Source organism: Pseudomonas sp. BF-R-30 (assembly GCF_019956175.1).
Lineage (GTDB): Bacteria > Pseudomonadota > Gammaproteobacteria > Pseudomonadales > Pseudomonadaceae > Aquipseudomonas > Aquipseudomonas jessenii.
Genome location: NZ_JAHBDE010000010.1, coordinates 23,728 through 44,602, shown reverse-complemented (window position 1 = coordinate 44,602; position 20,875 = coordinate 23,728). Strand labels below are relative to the sequence as shown.

Here is a 20,875-nt window from a genome sequence, read left to right as displayed (position 1 = left end):
TGTTCAGCCCCCATGGGAAGGCTGTTTCGATCCTGTGATTACGTCGATATCCTTGAGCAGAGAATAGAAGAAAAGTCTGGCTTGCAGGCCGAGGCAAGACCGAAAGGCGCCGAATGGTCATAGTGTGAATATTGACGTCAGTTCGACGACGCTTTCCAGGGTTCACACAAACAAATGTGGGAGCGGGCTTGCTCGCAAAAGCGTCAAAACATTCAACATTTATGTTGGCTGATTCACCGCATTCGCGAGCAAGCCCGCTCCCACATGGGTTACTGCATCAGGCCGGCTTGGTTTCCGCCAAAGCCTCTTGCGCCAACTCCTTCTCGGCTTCCTTGAGATCATCTTCGCTGATCATTTCCGCGATAACCCTCAGGCGCTCCACGACCCGCGCGTTCACGCTGCCTTCAGGGAACTCGCCATTCTCGTCCGGTTCGCCGGCCGGCTCGCCGACCAGCAGACTCAATGCTTCATCGGCCTGACGGACCGCGTAGACATGGAACTGACCCGCACGCACCGCCGCCAGTACCTTCTCATCGAGCATCAGGGTGGCGACGTTGGCGTGAGGAATGATTGCCCCCTGCTCGCCGGTCAACCCGCGGGCTTCGCACAAACGGAAGAAGCCCTCGATCTTCTCGTTGACTCCGCCGACCGCCTGCACTTCGCCGAACTGGTTGATCGAACCGGTGATGGCAAAGCACTGCTTGAGCGGGGTTTTCGACAAGGCCGAAATGAGGGTGCAGGCCTCGCCCAGGGAAGCACTGTCGCCATCGACATAACCGTAGGATTGCTCCAGGGCGATGCTCGCGGAAATCGCCAGCGGAAACTCCTGAGCGTAACGGCTGCCCAGATAACCGGTAAGGATCATCACGCCTTTGGAGTGAATCGGCTGACCGAGGTTGACCTCGCGCTCGATGTCGACGATACCGCTGCCGCCCGGATACACCGTGGCGGAGATCCGCGCCGGTATACCAAAGGCCGAGTCGCCGACTTCCAGCACCGTCAAGCCATTGCACTTGCCGACCGCCGCGCCCGCGGTGTCGATCAGGATGATCCCGGCCAGCATGTCATCGAGAATCCGCGCTGACACACGACCGGTGCGGGTAGCCTTGGCCTTGAGCGCGCGTTCGATGTGCCCGGAGTCGGTCCTTTCATCGCCGGCCAGATGGCGGATGAAGTCCGCCTCGCTGACCAGTTGGAACAAGTCGCCGATTCGCGCCGACAGGCGCCCCTGGTGCTCCGCAAGACGTGCGCTGTAAGTCGCCAGGCGTGCCACTGCATCGGCGGTCAGCGGTGCCATGCCTTCTTCGGAAGTACGGGTCTTGAGCAACTGGGCGAACTGCTCCAGGCTCTCGTCGACCATCGGGATGTCTTCGTCGAAATCCACCAGGACGCGGAACATCTCCTGGAAGTCCGGATCGAGGTCTTGCAGCGTGTAATACAGCTGACGGGCACCGATGATGACGACTTTGACCTGCAACGGAATGTGTTGCGGAGTCAGGGTCACGGTGGCCAGGCGGCCCAGTTCACCCAGCGGTGATTCCATTTTCAGTTTGCGTGATTGCAGGGCGCGTTTCAGTGCATCCCACACGAACGGCTCGCTGAGCATTTTGTCCGCTTCAAGGATCAGGAAACCGCCATTGGCTCGGTGCAAGGCACCCGGCCGCAGTTGGCGGTAGGTGGTGTAAAGCGCACCCTGATCGGTGCTGTATTCGATCCGGCCAAAAAGGTTTTCGTAGGTCGGGTGCGGCTCGAACACCACCGGCGCACCGCCGCTGGCCGAGTGACCGACCACCAGGCTCGGCGCGTATTGTTCTTCCAGCAACTTGCGGGCGACAGCGTCGGTCTTGCTATCGTCTACCAGCTGCTCGACCACGGACTTGAGCAAGTACACCTGCATCGCCTGCAGATAACCGCATACCGCCGCGTTCTCGGCGTACTTCTCCGACAATGGCGACAACAATGGCTGCAAGGCCAGGGTAATGGTTTCTTCGTTCAGATGACGCAGCTGGTTGCTCGACTCGCGTTTCCATTGCGGCAGGCTGGCGAGCTCTTCGTTCAGGCGCTCCTCCAGTGCCGAAATATCCTCGTGAAAGCGCTCGCGCTCGGCTTCCGGCAACTGGGCGAACTCAGCTTCGTCCAACGCCTTGCCGTCGCTCATCGGGGTGAAGGCGATGTTGCTGGCGTCGCGGTACAGCGCAACTTCCTTTTCCAGCGCCAGACGCTCGATGACGTCCAGGGCCTTGTCGTAGCGCTGGTTGAAGGCGCGGTCGATACTGCTTTTCTTCTGCTGGTAGGACGGATGCTCGAATACTGCCGGAAATGTCGCCAGCAGGTTGTCGATCAAACCGTTGATATCACCAATGAAGTTACCGGCAGTGCCCGACGGCAACTCCAGGGCACGTGGTTCGCGCGGTTCATCGAAGTTGTTGACGTAGACCCAGTCCGCCGGGGTCTGCAGGCGCTTGCCTTCGGCCTTGAGGTAGCGTTTGACGAACGAGAACCGGCCAGTACCGGGCTCGCCCATGACGAATACGTTGTAACCGGGGCGTGGCATGGCCACACCGAACTGCAAGGCTTCGACCGCACGTTCCTGGCCAAGCACACCGCGAAAGGGCTCCAGATCATTGGTGGTAGAGAAGCTGAACTGTTCAGCGGAAAACGGACGGGTCAGCGCTTCGGGCGCTAGACGCAAGCTGGCAGCAACAGGATCAGGCATCGGGCTTCCTTAACAATCAGGCGGGGCAGATGGCAGCATTCTGGCGCCGCCCATGCCCGACTGGCAAGGAGCGCCGCAGACCTGATCACCGTCAACCGGCCAACCCCAGGCGGGCCGGGCTTGCGCCGCCGTTTTCCATGAATGTTTTGCAAAAAATCACGGAACCCTGTGATCGTGCCTAAACTCCAAACTGCGCGGCTGGACTAATGACCGGCCCACTGGCACCGGAAGGGTCTGCAGGAAAACTCGCCGAGCGGCGATCAGGCAAGGCGAAAGCAGGCGAGGACGCGGAGTGTAGGGGCCTACATGAGCATTCCGAGCCTGCTTTCAACGCAGCATGATCGTCGCGCAGGCAGTTTGCATGCAGAGCCGGGGCCAGACTCCCTTGTCTATTGGTACGCACACAAAGAGAACAAAGCTATGAAACGGATTCTTCTTGGTACTCTCTTCACCGCTGTATCCATCAATGCCATGGCGCAAGCGCCTGGCGGTCCGGATTGCGGTTGGGGCAACATGCTGTTCGAAGGCCAGCGTGGTACTCCAGCTCACTTCCTGGCATCCACCACCAACGGCACCTCCGGCAACGCAACCTTCGGCATGACCTCCGGCACCAACGGTTGCGCAACCAATGCGTCGCTGACCTATGGCGGCAAATCCTGGTTTGCCATGAATGGCATGATGAACGAGCTGTCCGAAGACATGGCCAAGGGGCAGGGCGAAGCGCTGACCACCTATGCCGTGGTACTGGGCGTGGCGCCGGAAGACCGTGCGCACTTCGCCGCCGTCACTCACGAGCACTTCCAGCAGATCTTCAGCAAGGCTGACGTGACCGCAGAAGACGTGCATACCAATACCCTGGCCGTGCTCAAAGCCGACCCTCGTCTGGCCAAGTACGCGACTCAGGCTTAAGCTCGACCCGCCCCGCTTCTTTCGGGAAGCGGGTTTTGTTTTTTGGACCTGCCCCTCTTTGGGTAATGTCGCTGACTGTAGGAGCTGGCTTGCCAGCGATGGTCGTTAACGATCACGCGTGTTTACTGGATAAACACAGCGCCTTTGAAACCATCGCTGGCAAGCCAGCGCCTACAGGCAAACGGCATCCACCTCGTTGGGTCTTTATTTTTTCCTGTTTAAGTTGCCTTCTATGCTCAAACGCCTTGCCTGGCTGGCGCTGTGTGTCTGCGCCCCGCTATCCGCCGCGCCTCACATCGAACCACAACGTTTGCAGCAACTGGCCAACGACCCTTTCTGGATATCCCTGGGCCATTACGAAACCGCCAAGCTCGGCGGCTGGCGCAGCTATGTCAGTGACCGCAAGTTCTTCCTCGCCGCTGACGGCAATGAACATCCGGACCATGAACTGGCGGCGACTGTACAAGCCTTGTACGCCCCGGCCAGTGCCGGTGAAACACACGCTCAATGCGTCTACCCGGCCCGCACCCGCTGGCTGAAAGACCAACTCGGCCTGGCCGGACTGCCGACGCCGGACTGCGCCGGGTTCAAGCAATGGTTCAAGGATGTCTCGCCCGACAGCGCGGTGATGATCTTCCCGGCGGCTTACCTGAACAGCCCGTCCTCGATGTTCGGCCATACCCTGTTGCGCATCGACCAGGCCGAGGTGAAGAGCGACAAGACTTCGCTGCTCAGTTACGCGATCAACTTCGGCGCCTACATCGAGGGCTCGGACAACAGCATCATCTATGCCTGGAAAGGCCTGATGGGCGGCTATCCCGGCCTGTTCGCGATGGTGCCCTATCAGGAAAAGCTCTCGGAATACCGCAGCCTGGAAAACCGCGACCTGTGGGAGTACCGCCTGAACCTGACCCAACAGGAAACCGCGCGCATGGTCGAGCACGTCTGGGAGCTGAAGCAGATCAAGTTCGACTATTTCTTCTTCGACGAAAACTGCTCATACCGCTTGCTGGAACTGCTGCAAGTGGCCCGACCGGGCCTGCGCCTGACCGAGCAATTCCCACTCACCGCCATCCCGACCGACACCGTCAAAGCCGTGAAAGATGCCGGATTGGTGGAATCGATCCAGTATCGTCCGTCCCGGGAGCGCGAGTTGCTCAGCCGCGCCGAGCCGTTGGACCCTGAAGAGCAACAGTGGGTGCTGAAAGTCAGCGCCGATCAGAAACAATTGCAGGACCCGGCGTTCAAGGCGCAAGCCCGCGACCGTCAGGCACTGATCATCGATGCGGCCTATCGTCTGGAGCGTTACCGCGCCAATGGCCAGGAACGCGACCCGGCACGCGCCCAGCGCAGCTTCGAACTGCTGCGGGCCATCAACCAGAACCCGGCGCCGGAGCTGGATATCCCGCAACCGGGCCTGCCTGAAGACGGTCACGAGTCCCGCACCTGGCAGCTCGGCCTCGGCAGCCGTGGAGATAAAGCCTTTGGCGAGTACGGCTTGCGCATGGCTTATCACGACCTCAACGACAACAACGAAAGCTTTCCCCTTGGCGCGCAGATCGAAATCCTGCAATTGAAACTGCGCCAGTACGAAAGCAATGAATGGCAAGTGCAACAACTGGACCTGGCAACGATTCGCTCCCTGACCCCGCGTAACGAGCTGCTGCAACCGCTTTCATGGCAAGTCACCGGTGGTCTGGAGCGAGTGCCGGGCAAGCACGATGACCAAACTCTGGTCAGCCACGTCAACGGCGGTGGCGGTGGCACCTGGCAACTGGGCGATGACCTGCTCGGATTTGCCCTGGGCACTGTGCGTATCGAGCACAACAACGATTTCGCCGCTTTCATTGCCCCGGCCGCCGGGTTCAACAGTGGCGTGCTGTGGAAAAACCCGCTGGGCAATTTGAGCCTGGAAGCCAAGGGCGACTTTTTCACCAATGGTGAAGTGCGCCGTAGCCTGAGCCTGAACCAGCAATGGGAAATATCCCGCAATCTCGGACTGCGCTTGAGCGCCCGGCGCGAGTTCAGCCATTTGGCGACGGCCGAGAACGAAGCGATGCTTGAGCTGAAGTGGTATCACTACTGACCTGACACACCACTTACCCTGTGGGAGCGGGCTTGCTCGCGAATGCGATATAGCACTCAACATTGATGCTGGCTGACACGCCCCTTTCGCGAGCAAGCCCGCTCCCACAGGGGTTAAGTGGTATTCGTCAAAACGCCTACACACCTTTCACAACCACCCGACGAATCCACTTCTAGACTTTATCTATGGGTCGCGTATCGGCTTGGGAGAGTGAGATGTGGTGGTATGCGGAGAAGGATCAGGACGCCGCCCGGGCCTATCACTCGCCGTAAGTCGCTTTCAGACATCCAGTGAAACCAATTGCCTGCGACCATGGCCCAAATCCTATACCGGGAGAATTCCATGAGCCGTGCCTTCGTCAATGAAGATAGTGCCGCCGCGCAAGCCGATCAGCCAGTCGAACGGCAGGTCAGCGCGCAGACCAATTACGTCACGCCGCAAGGCCTGAACCTGCTGCAGGGAAAAGTCGCCGAACTGCAATCCCTGCACGCCGAACAATCGGCAAAAGGCGAACAGGCCGACAAGCAGCGCCTGGCGGATCTCGAACGTGATTTGCGTTACTTCAAGCAGCGCCTGGGCAGCGCTCAGGTGGTACCCGCCGCGACTTCGACCGAGAAAGTGCAGATCGGCAGTTGGGTGACCTACGCCGATGAACACGCCACCGAACGCCGGGTACAACTGGTGGGCGAAGATCAGGCCGATGCCGCCCACGGCCTGATCAATTGGAGCTCACCGCTGGGTCGGGCGCTGCTCGGCGCACGACTCAACGACGAAGTGCTGTGGCAGCGCCCCGCCGGGGATCAACTGATTGAAGTGATCCGTATCGAACCGACTTAGACGACGCCTTGGGCCAGCATGGCATCGGCGACTTTGACGAAGCCGGCGATGTTCGCGCCCTTGACGTAGTTGACCCGGCCATTCTCTTCGCCGTAATGCACGCAAGCGTGGTGAATCGACTGCATGATCGCGTGCAGTTTGCTGTCCACTTCGCCACCGGTCCACGCCAGGCGCATGGCGTTCTGCGACATTTCCAGCCCGCTCACCGCCACGCCGCCGGCGTTGGATGCCTTGCCCGGCGCAAACAGAATGTTCGCCTCGATGAACAGGTCCACCGCCTCAAGGGTGGTCGGCATGTTCGCGCCTTCGGCCACGCAGATGCAGCCGTTGCGCAGCAAGGTGCGAGCGGCTTCGGCATCCAGTTCGTTTTGCGTCGCGCACGGCAGCGCGATGTCGCAGCTCAGGCTCCACGGAAGCTCACCTGCGCGGAACTCCAGGCCAAAACGGCCGGCCAGTTCACGGATACGCCCGCGCTGTACGTTCTTCAGTTCCAGCACCGCCAGCCATTGCTCCTCGGTCAAACCGCTTTCGCAATACAGCGTGCCTTCGGAGTCGGACAGCGAAATCACTTTACCGCCCAGGTCCATGACCTTGCGCGCCGCGTATTGCGCGACGTTGCCGGAGCCGGAGATCGCTACGCGTTTACCTTCCACGGCCAGGCCGCGACGCTTGAGCATTTCTTCGGCGAAGTACACGCAACCGAAACCGGTGGCTTCCGGGCGAATCAGGCTGCCGCCGTAACTTGGGCCTTTGCCGGTCAGCACGCTGGTGAACTGGTTGCTCAGGCGCTTGTACTGGCCGAACAGGAAACCGATTTCCCGCGCGCCGACACCGATATCACCGGCCGGTACGTCAACGTCGGCGCCGATGTGGCGGTACAGCTCGCTCATGAAGGCCTGGCAGAAGCGCATGACTTCCGCATCACTTTTACCTTTCGGATCAAAGTCCGACCCGCCCTTGCCGCCGCCCATGGGCAGCGAGGTCAGGGAGTTTTTGAAGGTTTGCTCGAACGCGAGGAATTTCAGGACGCCCATGTTCACCGACGGGTGGAAACGCAGGCCCCCCTTGTACGGGCCGATCGCGCTGTTCATCTGGATGCGGAAACCACGATTGACCTGGACCTTGCCCTGATCGTCGACCCACGATACGCGAAACACCACCGCCCGCTCCGGCTCGCAGATGCGCTCCAGGATGCCGGAGGTCAGGTAATGCGGATTGGCTTCAAGAAACGGCCACAGGGTACGCAGGACTTCTTCGACAGCCTGGTGAAATTCGGGTTGGTCCGGGTCGCGTTTTTTCAGGCGCGCAAGGAAGGATTCGACGGATTCGATCATGGAAAAGTCTCGGCAAATTTATTGTCGTTGGAGGAGATTGAGCCGGACTGTAACAAACGATTCACGCACAGGAACAGAGCAGAATGTCGCATTCATGAAATTAAATGGTGCACAGGATATAAATAAGTCCGATTTTTGGACTCATTCTGCACCTGAATAGGGATTCACCATTCGAGCAATGCACCATCAGTAACACCGCCTTCGCGAGCAAGCCCGCTCCCACAGGGGATCTTTTGCTGAATTGAGATTTGGCCCTTCACAAAACCCTGTGGGAGCGAGCTTGCTCGCGATGAATGCGCCGCGGTATCACTGAAAAAACGCGCAAAAAAAACGGAGCCCGAAGGCTCCGCTCTTTATGCAACCAACCCGAAATCAGGCCAGTTTCTTGTGACGTACACGATGCGGCTGGGCAGCTGCTTCGCCGAGACGCTTTTTGCGATCAGCTTCGTATTCGCTGTAGTTACCTTCGAAGAACACCGCTTGCGAGTCGTCTTCGTACGCCAGGATGTGCGTCGCGACGCGGTCAAGGAACCACCGGTCGTGGGAGATCACAATGGCGGCGCCCGGGAAGTCCAGCAAGGCCTCTTCCAGGGAGCGCAGGGTTTCGACGTCGAGGTCGTTGGACGGTTCGTCGAGCAGCAGGACGTTGCCGCCCTCTTTCAGGGTCAGGGCCAGGTGCAAGCGACCGCGCTCACCACCGGAAAGGTCCTTGACGAACTTCTGCTGATCGCCGCCCTTGAAGTTGAAGCGACCGACATAGGTACGCGACGGGATCTCGTAGTTGCCGATGCGGATCTGGTCGGAACCGTCGGAGATCTGCTGGAACACGGTCTTGCTGCCGTCCAGGTCCTCACGGCTCTGATCCACACAAGCCAGCTGCACGGTTTCACCGACTTCGATGCTGCCCGAATCCGGTGTTTCCTTGCCCATCAGCATGCGGAACAGGGTCGATTTACCCGCACCGTTACCGCCGATCACGCCGACGATGGCGCCTTTAGGCATGGAGAACGACAGGTTGTCGATCAGCACGCGGTCGCCATAGCCCTTGGTGACGTTCTTGAATTCGATGACCTTGTCGCCCAGGCGTGGACCGGCCGGGATGTAGATCTCGTTGGTTTCGCTGCGCTTCTGGAATTCCTGCGACTGCATTTCTTCGAAGCGTTGCAGACGAGCCTTGGATTTCGACTGGCGGGCCTTGGCGCCTTTGCGCACCCACTCCAGTTCTTCCTTCATGGCTTTTTCGTGAGCCGACTGCTGCTTGGATTCGGCAGCCAGACGATCGGACTTGGCTTCCAGCCAACCCGAATAGTTACCCTCGTAAGGAATGCCCGCGCCGCGGTCGAGTTCCAGAATCCAGCCGGCAACGTTGTCCAGGAAGTAACGGTCGTGCGTGATCGCGACCACGGTGCCCGGGAAGTCGTGCAGGAAGTGCTCCAGCCAGGCGACGGAATCGGCGTCCAGGTGGTTGGTCGGTTCGTCGAGCAGCAGCATGTCCGGTGCCGACAGCAGCAGACGGCACAGGGCCACGCGGCGTTTTTCACCACCGGAGAGGACTTCAACCTTGGCATCCCACGCCGGCAGACGCAGTGCATCGGCGGCGACTTCCAGCTGACGCTCCAGGTTATGGCCGTCGCTGGCCTGCAGGATCGCTTCTAGCTTGGCCTGTTCGGCAGCCAGTTTGTCGAAGTCGGCATCCGGATCGGCGTAGGCGGCGTAGACCTCGTCCAGGCGTGCCTGGGCGTCCTTGATCACGCTGACCGCTTCCTCGACCACTTCACGCACGGTCTTGGTCGGATCCAGTTGTGGTTCCTGGGGCAGGTAGCCGATGTTCAGCTCCGGCATCGGACGGGCTTCGCCCTCGAACTCGGTGTCGACGCCAGCCATGATTTTCAGCAGCGTGGATTTACCCGAACCGTTGAGGCCGAGCACGCCGATCTTGGCGCCGGGGAAGAACGACAGAGAAATGTTTTTCAGGATTTCCCGCTTCGGCGGAACAACTTTGCCCAGCCGATGCATGGTGAATACGTATTGAGCCATGGAGAACCTAGGGTCAGTGACTGATGAATGATTGGAGCGCAGGCAATGCCCGGCCAGACTGTGCGCGTCGCCCGCTTGAGGAGATCAAGACGTGCGCGCTGAAAAAAGTCTGAGTCTAGGAGCTGGAACGCTCCCGCGTAACCCGCAAAGCTACCTTAATGACCGGTGGCAGTCCAGCCGACGGACAGGGGCTGGCACTTCGCCACAACTCAAGGCATGCTAGCCGCCCTTCGGGCGTCCGGCTTATAGTGCATGTCGCGCCAGTCCAGCCAAACCGCAGGATTACAGCTTGTCCATTGTCCCTCCGCCTCCGATTTCCAGTGCGCCGGCCACAGTGCTCGGCTCCCCCCTGCGCGGGACTTTGAAGGGCACCTTGGCGACACTCGTACTATTGCTGCTGGCCCTGCTGTTCTGGCAGTTGCTCGACCAGTTGCGCGAAACCCAGAAGAACCAGCGTCAGTACACCATCGACTACACCGCCGATCTGGCCGCGCAGGTCAGCCTGAACATGACGCTCAACGCGCAGATCGCCCTCAACCTGTTGCCGATCGTCGAGCAACCGCAAGGCGCCGATGAACTGCAGGCCCTGTTGCGCAAGCTGCAACAGTCACTGCCTGATCTGCGCAGCCTGGCGTTGCTCAGCCCCTCGGGAAGAGTCATCAGTGACAGCGCTCCCGACAGCGATGACAACAACTACCTGGGTGAACTGGTACGCCGCAGCCACGCCCAGGCGCACTACTTCAGCAACGCCACCGACGGTTCCGTGGTGCATTTACTGTTGCATCAGGCCAGCGGCAGTTCCCGAGGCTATTGGGTCCTGCGCCTGACGCCCACCTTCTTTTCGTCCCTGACCAAGCAACGCGAGGCCGGCGGCCGCCCGTTGTGGCTGGTGGAGAACCGCATCAATCATCAGATCATCAGTCGCGACGAAGCGCTGCCCTCGGTCAACCCGGGCACGCTGACCGACGACGATGTCGCCAACAGCGTGCTGACGGTTCCGCTGAGCAGCAGCGATTGGCAATTGCGCGGCCTGTTCGACCGTCAGCGCGTGCTGGAAGAGCTGCTGCCGGCGTTCATCGGCAAATGTCTGCTGGGCCTGGCGTTTTCCATGCTGCCGTTCCTCGCCTTGCTGAACACGCGCCGGCGTCAGCGCCAGTTGAATGAAGGCCGCCGGCGTTACCAGGACATTTTCGAAGGCACCGGCGTGGCCTTGTGCGTCCTCGATATGTCCGGGCTCAAGGTCTTTTTCGACAAGGCACAACTGCAGGGCAGTGAGCAACTGCAAGCGTGGCTGGCGATCCCGGAGCAACGCCGGCCATTGCTCAAGGAACTGCGGATCACCGAGGTCAACCAGGTGGCGTTGCAACTGCTTAATGTCGATAGCGCCGACCAAGCCTGGAAACTGCTGATCGACGGTAATCCGCAGGACGGCACCGCCATCGGCAACCAGATGCTCGACGCGATGCTCAACCAACAGCAACAGCTTGAGCTGGAAATCAAGCTGCAGGACGCCAGCGGCCGCGTCCAGCACCTGTGGCTGGTGCTGTGCCTGCCGCAAACCCCGGACGACTATAATGCAGTGATCCTGAGCATCACTGACATCACCAGTCGCAAGCTCATCGAGCTGTCGCTGCAGGAGCGCGAAGGGTTCTGGTCGGACGTGGTGCGCACCGTGCCGGATCATCTGTATGTGCAGGATGTGATCAGCCAGCGCATGATCTACAGCAACCACCATCTGGGCCAGACCCTGGGTTACAACCGCACCGAACTGCACCAGATGGGCGAATACTTCTGGGAAATCCTCCTGCATCCCGAAGACGCCGACTATTACCACCGCTCTCGCCAGATCCAGCGCCAGGCCGGTTATCGCCAGTTGATGCAGTGCCAGTTGCGTTTCCGCCATCGGGACGGCCAGTGGCGACGCTTCGAGATTCGCGAGCAGGCACTGGCGCGGGACAAGGACGACCAGGTCACGCGGATCATCGGCGTGGCCAAGGACATCACCGACCAGATCGAAGCCAGCGAATCGCTGCGCGACAGCGAGCAGCGCTACCGCATGCTTGCCGAAAGCATCAGCGACGTGATCTTCTCCACCGACAGCCGCCTTAACCTCAATTACGTCAGCCCTTCGGTACTAGCAGTGCTGGGCTACGACGCCGAGTGGATTTTCCAGAATGGCTGGCAATCGACCATCGCCAACCCACAACAGCTGACCGGCATCTACCACCTGATGGACCGGGTCAGCAAAGCGCTGGATCAACCGGACCAACTGGCGCTGTTGCGCAGCCAGGTGCAAACCCAACTGTTCCTGTTCGACTGCCTGCGGGCCGACGGGCGCAAGATCCCGATCGAACTGCGCCTGGTATTGGTCTGGGACGAACACGGTACGTTCGAAGGCGTGCTCGGCGTCGGCCGCGACATCAGTCAGCAACGCCGGGCCGAAAAAGACCTGCGCATGGCCGCCACGGTATTCGAACACTCGACCTCGGCGATCCTGATCACCGACCCGGCCGGCTACATCGTCCAGGCCAACGAAGCCTTCAGTCGTGTCAGCGGTTACGCCGTGGAGCAGGTCCTCGACCAACTGCCGAACATGCTGACCGTCGACGACCAGCAAGAAGCCCATCTGCGTTACGTGCTCAAGCAATTGGGCCAGCACAGCACCTGGGAAGGCGAAGTCTGGCTCAAGCGTCGCAACGGCGAGCACTACCCGGCCTGGGTCGGGATCACCGCCGTACTCGACGACGAAGGCGACCTGGCCAGTTATGTGTGTTTCTTCAGCGACATCAGCGAGCGCAAGGCCAGCGAGCAACGGATTCACCGCCTCGCCTACTACGACGCCCTGACCCACCTGCCCAACCGTTCACTGTTCCAGGATCGCCTGCACACTGCACTGCAATCGGCCGAACGGCAGAAGTCGTGGGTGGTGCTGATGTTCCTCGACCTCGACCGTTTCAAGCCGATCAACGACTCCCTGGGCCACGCCGCCGGCGACCGCATGCTCAAGGAAATGGCCACGCGCCTGCTCGGTTGCGTCGACGATGACGACACCGTGGCGCGCATGGGCGGTGACGAATTCACCTTGCTCCTGCAACCGCGAGCCAACCGTGAAATCGCCCTGAACCGGGCGATCCATGTGGCCGAACAGATTCTCGCCAGCCTGGTGAAACCATTCGTGCTCGAAGGCCGCGAGTTCTTCGTCACCGCCAGTATCGGCATCGCCCTGAGTCCGCAGGACGGCAACGAACTCAGCCAGTTGATGAAGAATGCCGACACTGCGATGTACCACGCCAAGGAGCGTGGCAAGAACAACTTCCAGTTCTATCAGGCGGACATGAACGCCAGCGCGCTGGAACGTCTGGAGCTGGAAAGCGACTTGCGCCATGCCCTGGAACAGAACGAATTCGTGCTGTATTACCAGCCGCAGTTCAGCGGTGACGGCAAGCGCCTGACCGGTGCCGAGGCACTGTTGCGCTGGCGTCATCCACGCCGCGGGCTGGTGCCGCCGGGGGATTTCATTCCGGTGCTCGAAGAGCTCGGGCTGGTGGTGGATGTCGGCGACTGGGTGATCAGCGAAGCCTGCCGTCAACTCAAGGCCTGGCATCAGGCCAGGGTACGGGTGCCGAAGGTGTCGGTGAACATCTCGGCGCGACAGTTCTCCGACGGCCAGCTCGGTACGCGTATCGCCACCATCCTCAAGGAAACCGGCCTGCCGCCGGCGTGCCTGGAACTGGAACTGACCGAAAGTATCCTGATGCGCGAAGTCAGCGAGGCGATGCAGATCCTCGACGGCCTGAAAAATCTCGGCCTGAGCATTGCGGTCGACGATTTCGGTACCGGTTACTCATCGCTCAACTACCTCAAGCAGTTCCCGATCGACGTTCTGAAGATCGACCGCACCTTTGTCGATGGCCTGCCCAGCGGCGAGCAGGATGCACAAATCGCCCGGGCAATCATTGCCATGGCCCACAGCCTCAACCTGGCGGTGATCGCCGAAGGCGTGGAGACCCATGAGCAGCTGGATTTCCTGAGGGAGCACGGTTGCGACGAGGTACAGGGTTATCTGTTCGGTCGGCCGATGCCGGCGGGCCGGTTCGAAGGGCAGTTCAGCAATGATGCCCTGTTCATGTTCGATTGAGATTTGCGGCGCGGCAACTGGCCTCATCGCGAGCAAGCCCGCTCCCACATTTTGGAATGCATTCCCCTGTGGGAGCGGGCTTGCTCGCGAAGAGGCCGGCACGATCACCGCTAATCCCCGCATGAACACCACTTGTCTGCGACATGATGCCGTTTCATATGCCATCTAAAACCCATTAGGTTAGAATGCCCCCCTTTTCCGCCCCCGATCCTTGAGGACCGCCATGTTCAGCCGTGATTTGACTATTGCCAAGTACGACGCCGATCTCTTTGCCGCCATGGAGCAAGAAGCTCAGCGCCAGGAAGAGCACATTGAGCTGATCGCTTCGGAAAACTACACCAGCCCTGCGGTGATGGAAGCTCAAGGCTCGGTACTGACCAACAAGTACGCCGAAGGTTACCCGGGCAAGCGCTACTACGGTGGTTGCGAGTACGTAGACATCGTCGAGCAGCTGGCTATCGACCGCGCCAAAGAGCTGTTCGGCGCCGACTACGCCAACGTTCAGCCGCACGCTGGCTCGCAAGCCAACAGCGCCGTTTACCTGGCCCTGCTGTCGGCCGGCGACACCATCCTGGGCATGAGCCTAGCCCACGGTGGTCACCTGACTCACGGTGCCAGCGTTTCGTCCTCCGGCAAGCTGTACAACGCCATCCAGTACGGCATCGACGCCAACGGTCTGATCGACTACGACGAAGTCGAACGCCTGGCCGTTGAGCACAAGCCAAAAATGATCGTGGCCGGTTTCTCTGCCTACTCGCAGATCCTCGACTTCCCGCGCTTCCGTGCAATCGCCGACAAGGTAGGTGCCTACCTGTTCGTCGACATGGCCCACGTGGCCGGCCTGGTTGCCGCTGGCGTCTACCCGAACCCGGTTCCATTCGCTGACGTGGTGACCACCACCACCCACAAGACCCTGCGCGGTCCACGTGGCGGCCTGATCCTGGCTCGCGCCAACGCCGACATCGAGAAGAAGCTGAACTCCGCGGTATTCCCGGGCGCCCAGGGCGGCCCGCTGGAGCACGTGATCGCGGCCAAGGCGATCTGCTTCAAGGAAGCGCTGCAGCCTGAGTTCAAGGCTTACCAGCAACAAGTGGTGAAGAACGCCCAGGCCATGGCCGGCGTGTTCATCGAGCGCGGCTTCGACGTAGTGTCGGGCGGTACTCAGAACCACCTGTTCCTGCTGTCGCTGATCAAGCAGGAAATTTCCGGTAAAGACGCCGATGCCGCTCTGGGCAAAGCGTTCATCACCGTGAACAAGAACTCCGTGCCAAACGACCCACGCTCCCCGTTCGTCACCTCCGGCCTGCGCTTCGGCACCCCGGCTGTGACCACTCGTGGCTTCAAGGAAGCTGAGTGCAAGGAACTGGCCGGCTGGATCTGCGACATCCTGGCTGACCTGAACAACGAAGCGGTGATCGATACCGTTCGTGAGAAGGTCAAGGCTATCTGCAAGAAGCTGCCGGTATACGGTGCTTAATCAGCCCCGCTAAACCGCAGTCATGAGAAACCGGCCAGAGATGGCCGGTTTTTTTTGCTTGCGACATTCACAAACAGTGCGAACCAACAAATCGACAACCGTTGTTACCAGCGATCAAAGTTCATCACCAGACACTTCCCCCTCCAACTTCCTGCAACACACACAACACCAAAGCACTATCAAAAATGCTTAATCTGAACCCTGCATCAAAGCACAACCCTTCACACTAAAATAGCAGGCTTCATAATGAGCAACTCTATTGAAAAGTCCTTTATCGCTACGCTTAGAATGTTCGATCACAAACTTAACCTTCTTGAACTTCTTTATGAAAAACCGGCACTGGCCACTGTACATATGTTCAGCGGAGGATTCTTTACCGGCAAACCGCAAACCCTTGATCACTCTCGCCTGCTCGGCATCCGCCCCAACGAGCAAGGCGGTTCGGTCCACCCACTGAAGTTGCATTTTCGGTACACGGCCAATGGCTATGTACTGTCCATAAAAAACTCGGGAGAGTATTACAACAAGCTTATAAGCGAAAGTTGGCTTAATGTTTTGGGCGCGGTAGATTCAGACGATGACGATCCGACAACCTTCACCCTTATTGACCACAAAAACAGACCGATAACCCTGGATAATACTACTCCCACTCACATACCTGTTTCGCTTGTAACTGAAGATAATAAATATGTGGGTGGCCAAACTTTTAGAGGCTCGCCTTATGTTTACCTGGCCCGCACGGAGGAACGCTCAAAAATAACTTTCATTCTGAGCATTCTTGAAAGAAAAGTACCTCATACAAAGTCCTGAAAAACACCTTGAAAGTAAACCCATGAGGCTGACATCAGGTGGAGCACCCCGGACAAAAAAATCGGCATCCATTGCCGATTTTTTTTGTTCGCAAAACCGCTCAAGATCGGGGCCCGGCGAACAACTGGTAAGACCGGTCATGCCAATTTTCGATTTTTTGCTTGCGGATAGCCAAAAACACACCATAGACTGAGCCTGCACTGGACATACCGGTAAGACCACAATAATTAAGTCCTGAATCTGATGTGCTCCGCACACGGCAGCCAGGACGCCGACCAGGATTCCTCCCATGCTCAGATGGTGCTCGCGTTCAATCTTCCTCCAAGTGGTTCTCGGACTGGTGCTCGGCATCGTCTGTGGGCTGACCCTTCCCGAATACTCCGCTCAGCTCAAACCGCTCGGTGACGGTTTTATCAAGCTGATCAAAATGCTCATTGGCTTGATTGTGTTTTGCGTAGTGGTCAGCGGCATCAGCGGTGCCGGCGACCTGAAGAAGGTCGGCCGTATCGGCCTCAAATCGGTGATCTACTTTGAAGTGCTGACCACCATCGCCCTGGTGATCGGTCTGGTGTTCGCCTTCAGCACCGGCATCGGCAGCGGTGCGAACATTCACCTGGAGCAGCTTTCCGCAGCCGACATGGGCGACATTGCCCAGCGCGGCCAGCACATGCACACCACCACACAGTTCCTGATGGACCTGATTCCGACGTCGGTGATCGGTGCCTTTGCCGATAACAACATCCTGCAGGTCCTGCTGTTCTCCGTGCTGTTCGGCAGTGCACTGAATCTGGTGGGCGAGGCGGCATCGGGTATTTCGCGCCTGATCAATGAACTCAGCCACGTGATTTTCCGCATCATGGGCATGATCGTGCGACTGGCACCGATCGGCGTATTCGGCGCGATCGCCTTCACCACCAGTAAATATGGCCTGGACTCGCTGCAACACCTGGGCAACCTGGTCGGCCTCTTCTACCTGACCTGTGTGGCCTTCGTGGCCCTGATTCTCGGCCTGGTGATGCGCCTCTCCGGCTTGAAGATGTGGCCATTGCTCAAGTACCTGCGCGAAGAGTTGCTGATCGTCATGGGCACCGCTTCGTCCGACGCCGTGCTGCCACAAATCATGCGCAAGCTCGAACATCTGGGCATCGGCAGTTCGACGGTGGGGCTGGTAATTCCAACGGGTTACTCGTTCAACCTCGACGGTTTCTCGATCTACCTGACCCTGGCTATCGTGTTCATCGCCAACGCCACCGGCACGCCGTTGGCCATGACTGACCTGCTGACCATTTTGCTGGTGTCGCTGATCACCTCCAAAGGTGCCCACGGGATTCCCGGATCGGCACTGGTGATTCTGGCGGCAACCTTGACGGCGATCCCGGCGATTCCGGTGGTCGGCCTGGTGTTGGTGCTCGCGGTGGACTGGTTCATGGGCATCGGCCGCGCGCTGACCAACCTGATCGGCAATTGTGTCGCCACCGTGGCCATCGCCCGCTGGGAGAAGGACATCGATATCCAGCGTGCGAACAAGGTGCTTTCCGGCCAGATGGGTTATACCTTCCAGCCGAAAAAACCGGTCGCGCCGGCGCATCAGCAGGAGTTTTGAATCATGTGGGAGCCCGCCAGATGGCGGGCTCCCCTGCCTTTATCCATGGAGCACACAGTGATTACCACCTCAACGGTCGTCAATTCAGTCGTAGAAAAACTTCGGGCCGCACTGGCCCGTGGTCAGTGGCGCTCCGGCGAAATGCTGCCGGGGCAACGCGAGCTGGCCGAACAACTGGGTATCAGCCGCCCAAGCCTGCGTGAAGCGGTCATCGTCCTGGAAACCCTTGGCCTGGTGCGTTCGATGCCGGGCAAAGGCGTCGTCGTACTCGAGGCCAGTCTCAGCGATGAGCAGCCCTACGACAGCGCGGTGGCCGCCGCGAGCCTGGAGGACGTGCTGCAACTGCGCTACACCCTGGAGCCATTCATCGTCGGCCTCGTGGCGCAGTCGATCAGCAGCAAGGAAGTCGGGCAACTGCGCCTGACCCTGATGGACATGCGTGAAGCCCTGGAGGCCAATGACAGTGAAGCCGGCGTAAGCGCCTACATCGCGTTCCACGAAGAGCTGTTCACGCTGACGTCAAACCCGATCTTCCAGAGCGTGGTCCAGCAAACCAGCAATGCCCTCAAGCAAAGCGCCGAAGTGTTGCGCAACTCCCCGGAGCACCTGGCTGAACGCCTTGAAGAAAACGAAGCCGTGGTGCGGGCGATCCGCAGCAAGAACAGCGCCCAGGCCAGCGCCGAGATGCGTCGGCACATTTTGCGCGAAGGCCAGCGCATGGGCATCGAACTGAACATCCCGGAAGACAACCTCGGCAGTTGAAACCTCTTCGATCTGGAGATTGGCCATGAACAGCTTCGCTTCGCCACAAACGCTCGCTACCCTGCCCGTCCGCCCTTCGGTGGATGATCTGTATTCGCGAGTCCTCGATGCCATTTTCGAGCAGCGCATCCATTCAGCCAGTCGCTTTACCGAAGAAAGCCTGGCGCAGATGTTCGGTGCAAGGCGCAGCGACATGCGTGATGTGCTGACGCGACTGTCCCACCAGCAAATCATCATCCTTCGAGTCAACCATCGTCCCCGCGTCGCCGAACTTGATGCCGAACAGACCCGGCAGACACTGCATGCCCGGCGTCTGGCCGAGATCATGCTGGTACGGCTGGCGTGTCAGCGGCCATGCGCGCAAGACTTGAAGCGCCTGCGGACACTGGTCGATAACGAGCGTCAATGCGCCGAGCGTGGCCAGGCGATTCGTTTGTCGGGAGAGTTTCATTTGCAGTTGGCCGAAATGGCTGGAAATGCACCGCTGGCGCATTTTCTTGGCAGTCTGGTGCCGCTGACGTCATTGGCGATTGCGCAGTGTGAGGAGCAGACGCACAGTTTTTGCGCGTGGCAGGAGCATTTGGCGATTGTTGATGCTGTTGAACGTGGAAATGCTGCGACAGCGGTCATGCTGATAAACCGGCATCTGGATCATCTGGAGCAGACACTGCTCAATACACCCCGTGAACATTGTGTTGCCGGCTAGATCGCATCACGGGCAAGCCCGCTCCCACAGTGTTCGAGGCCAAGCACAGACTTTGTGTTCAACCAGAAACCTGTGGGAGCCGGGCTTGCCCGCGATGGCGTCCTCACAGACGCCATAAAACTTCAGACCGCCGCCACCCGCGCAAATCCCTCGCGAATCTTTTCCTCCGGCAAGTCATCGGCAATGAACACGATCACGCTCTCGCGCACTTCGTCTTCAGCCCACTCGGTATCCCAGTCGAAACCATAAAGTTTCAGCACCCCCTGAAACACCATGCGCCGCGATTCGCCGAGGATGTTCAACACGCCTTTGTAGCGCAGCAACTGCTTGCCATGCTCCTCCAGCAACTCGTTCATGAACTCGCTGAGCTTGTCGATATCCAGCGCTTTTTCAGTGCGCAGCACCAGGCTGGAAATGCGGTCGATGGACGGGACCTGGCTGACCGGGCGCAAACTCACGCCGCCACCGAGGTCGGCGTTGAGGTTGAAGCCGCGCACGTCGAGCAATTCGGCCAGGTCGATCTTTCCATGGTCAACCACCCGGATCGGGGCGCGTCGGTTGATACGGGTCAGGCGCTCGCTCAACGCGGTGAATTTTGCTTCGTCCACCAGGTCACGCTTGCTCACCAGCAAGCGGTCGGCGAAACCGATCTGCGCCTGGGCGATGGTCTGGGTCAGGTGCAAGTCGGCATGTGCAGCGTCGACCAGGGTGATGATGCCGTCGAGGATATAGCGCTCGCGCAACTCTTCGTCGATGAAAAAGGTTTGTGCCACGGGCGCCGGGTCGGCCAGGCCGGTGCATTCGATCACCAGGCGGTCGAAGGCGATGTCGCCCTGGTCCAGACGCTCGAGCAACAGATAAAGCGCTTTGGTCAGGTCCGTGTGGATGGTGCAGCAAACGCAGCCGTTGGACAGTGTCATCACTTGTACCGGCTCATCGCCCAACAACTGGGTATCGATACCGGCATCGCTGAATTCATTCTCGATCACGGCGATTTTCAGGCCGTGCTCGGCCTTGAGCAGGTGACGCAACAAAGTGGTCTTGCCGGCGCCGAGGAAGCCGCTGAGGATTGTGACCGGGATGGGAGAGGACAAACTGGATCTCCTTTTTCACACAGTGAAAAAACAACACAAAACAAATGTGGGAGCGAGCTTACTCGCGATAGAGGCTTAACATTCAACATCACTGTTGATTGACAGTCCGCCATCGCGAGCAAGCTCGCTCCCACAGGTATGGCTGTTAATCCGACAACCGGATCAACAGCACTTCGGCCCACCCTTGCCACCGTAACGGGCTTCCTGACGCTCCCGAAAGAACATCTCATAGCTCATCACCGGTTTGTCCGGGTGCTTGGTCTGCATATGCTCGACGTAGTTGTCGTAGTCGGGCATGCCGACCATCAGGCGCGCGGCCTGACCGAGGTATTTACCGAGGCGACTCAAGTCATTGAACATGCTGCA

At 59.3% G+C, this 20,875-nt stretch carries 14 protein-coding genes; 9 read left to right on the top strand and 5 right to left on the bottom strand.

The window, feature by feature from the left end; all coding sequences use genetic code 11:
* Positions 1-277: 277 nt before the first annotated feature.
* The gene (locus KGB20_RS06510) at positions 278-2,716 is read right to left on the bottom strand and encodes a Lon protease family protein (protein WP_057713231.1); all 2,439 of its coding nucleotides are present in this window, start codon (positions 2,714-2,716) and stop codon (positions 278-280) included.
* Positions 2,717-3,136: 420 nt separating this feature from the next.
* Between KGB20_RS06510 and KGB20_RS06505 the strand changes: the two genes are divergently transcribed.
* From KGB20_RS06505 to KGB20_RS06495, 3 genes are all read left to right on the top strand, one after another.
* Entirely contained in the window at positions 3,137-3,625 is a 489-nt protein-coding gene (locus KGB20_RS06505; protein ID WP_007970900.1) for a DUF3015 domain-containing protein, read from the top strand.
* 232 nt (positions 3,626-3,857) lie between these two features.
* Positions 3,858-5,711 (top strand): DUF4105 domain-containing protein, encoded by a 1,854-nt coding sequence (locus KGB20_RS06500; protein WP_154862164.1) that lies wholly within the window; start codon positions 3,858-3,860, stop codon positions 5,709-5,711.
* Between the two features lie 342 nt (positions 5,712-6,053).
* Entirely contained in the window at positions 6,054-6,548 is a 495-nt protein-coding gene (locus KGB20_RS06495) for a GreA/GreB family elongation factor (RefSeq protein WP_057713229.1), read from the top strand.
* Here the strand turns inward: KGB20_RS06495 and gdhA are convergent.
* Both gdhA and ettA read right to left on the bottom strand, forming a co-directional pair.
* Positions 6,545-7,882: an NADP-specific glutamate dehydrogenase gene (gdhA, locus tag KGB20_RS06490; RefSeq protein WP_102672636.1), complete on the bottom strand. Its 1,338-nt coding sequence runs from the start codon at positions 7,880-7,882 to the stop codon at positions 6,545-6,547. The two genes, KGB20_RS06495 and gdhA, sit on opposite strands and share 4 nt — an antisense overlap.
* Before the next feature lie 372 nt (positions 7,883-8,254).
* Positions 8,255-9,919, bottom strand: coding sequence for an energy-dependent translational throttle protein EttA (gene ettA, locus KGB20_RS06485; protein ID WP_090451500.1), 1,665 nt, complete (start codon positions 9,917-9,919; stop codon positions 8,255-8,257).
* A 289-nt stretch (positions 9,920-10,208) separates the two neighbouring features.
* Here ettA and KGB20_RS06480 point away from each other — a divergent pair, with 289 nt between their 5' ends.
* The 6 genes from KGB20_RS06480 to KGB20_RS06455 all read left to right on the top strand — a co-directional run bounded on the left by KGB20_RS06480 (position 10,209) and on the right by KGB20_RS06455 (position 19,415).
* Positions 10,209-14,057: an EAL domain-containing protein gene (locus tag KGB20_RS06480; RefSeq protein ID WP_154862162.1), complete on the top strand. Its 3,849-nt coding sequence runs from the start codon at positions 10,209-10,211 to the stop codon at positions 14,055-14,057.
* Between the two features lie 223 nt (positions 14,058-14,280).
* Entirely contained in the window at positions 14,281-15,534 is a 1,254-nt protein-coding gene (gene glyA, locus KGB20_RS06475) for a serine hydroxymethyltransferase (protein WP_150813496.1), read from the top strand.
* A gap of 246 nt (positions 15,535-15,780) precedes the next feature.
* The gene (locus tag KGB20_RS06470) at positions 15,781-16,344 is read left to right on the top strand and encodes a hypothetical protein (RefSeq protein WP_223509036.1); all 564 of its coding nucleotides are present in this window, start codon (positions 15,781-15,783) and stop codon (positions 16,342-16,344) included.
* 289 nt (positions 16,345-16,633) lie between these two features.
* A complete protein-coding gene (locus KGB20_RS06465) occupies positions 16,634-17,947 on the top strand; it encodes a C4-dicarboxylate transporter DctA (protein ID WP_090451504.1) in 1,314 nt (437 codons plus the stop codon).
* Positions 17,948-18,004: 57 nt separating this feature from the next.
* Complete coding sequence (locus KGB20_RS06460; protein WP_150813498.1) at positions 18,005-18,709, top strand: FadR/GntR family transcriptional regulator; 705 nt, start codon at positions 18,005-18,007, stop codon at positions 18,707-18,709.
* A 25-nt stretch (positions 18,710-18,734) separates the two neighbouring features.
* A complete protein-coding gene (locus KGB20_RS06455) occupies positions 18,735-19,415 on the top strand; it encodes a GntR family transcriptional regulator (RefSeq protein WP_150813499.1) in 681 nt (226 codons plus the stop codon).
* A gap of 122 nt (positions 19,416-19,537) precedes the next feature.
* On the opposite strand, the gene yjiA is transcribed toward KGB20_RS06455, so the two are convergent.
* Together yjiA and KGB20_RS06445 are read right to left on the bottom strand one after the other, a co-directional pair.
* Positions 19,538-20,509 (bottom strand): GTPase, encoded by a 972-nt coding sequence (gene yjiA / locus KGB20_RS06450; RefSeq protein ID WP_154862160.1) that lies wholly within the window; start codon positions 20,507-20,509, stop codon positions 19,538-19,540.
* 162 nt (positions 20,510-20,671) lie between these two features.
* Positions 20,672-20,869 carry a YbdD/YjiX family protein gene (locus KGB20_RS06445; RefSeq protein WP_007895266.1) on the bottom strand — a complete coding sequence of 66 codons (198 nt, stop codon included), beginning with the start codon at positions 20,867-20,869 and terminating at the stop codon, positions 20,672-20,674.
* Positions 20,870-20,875 lie beyond the last annotated feature (6 nt).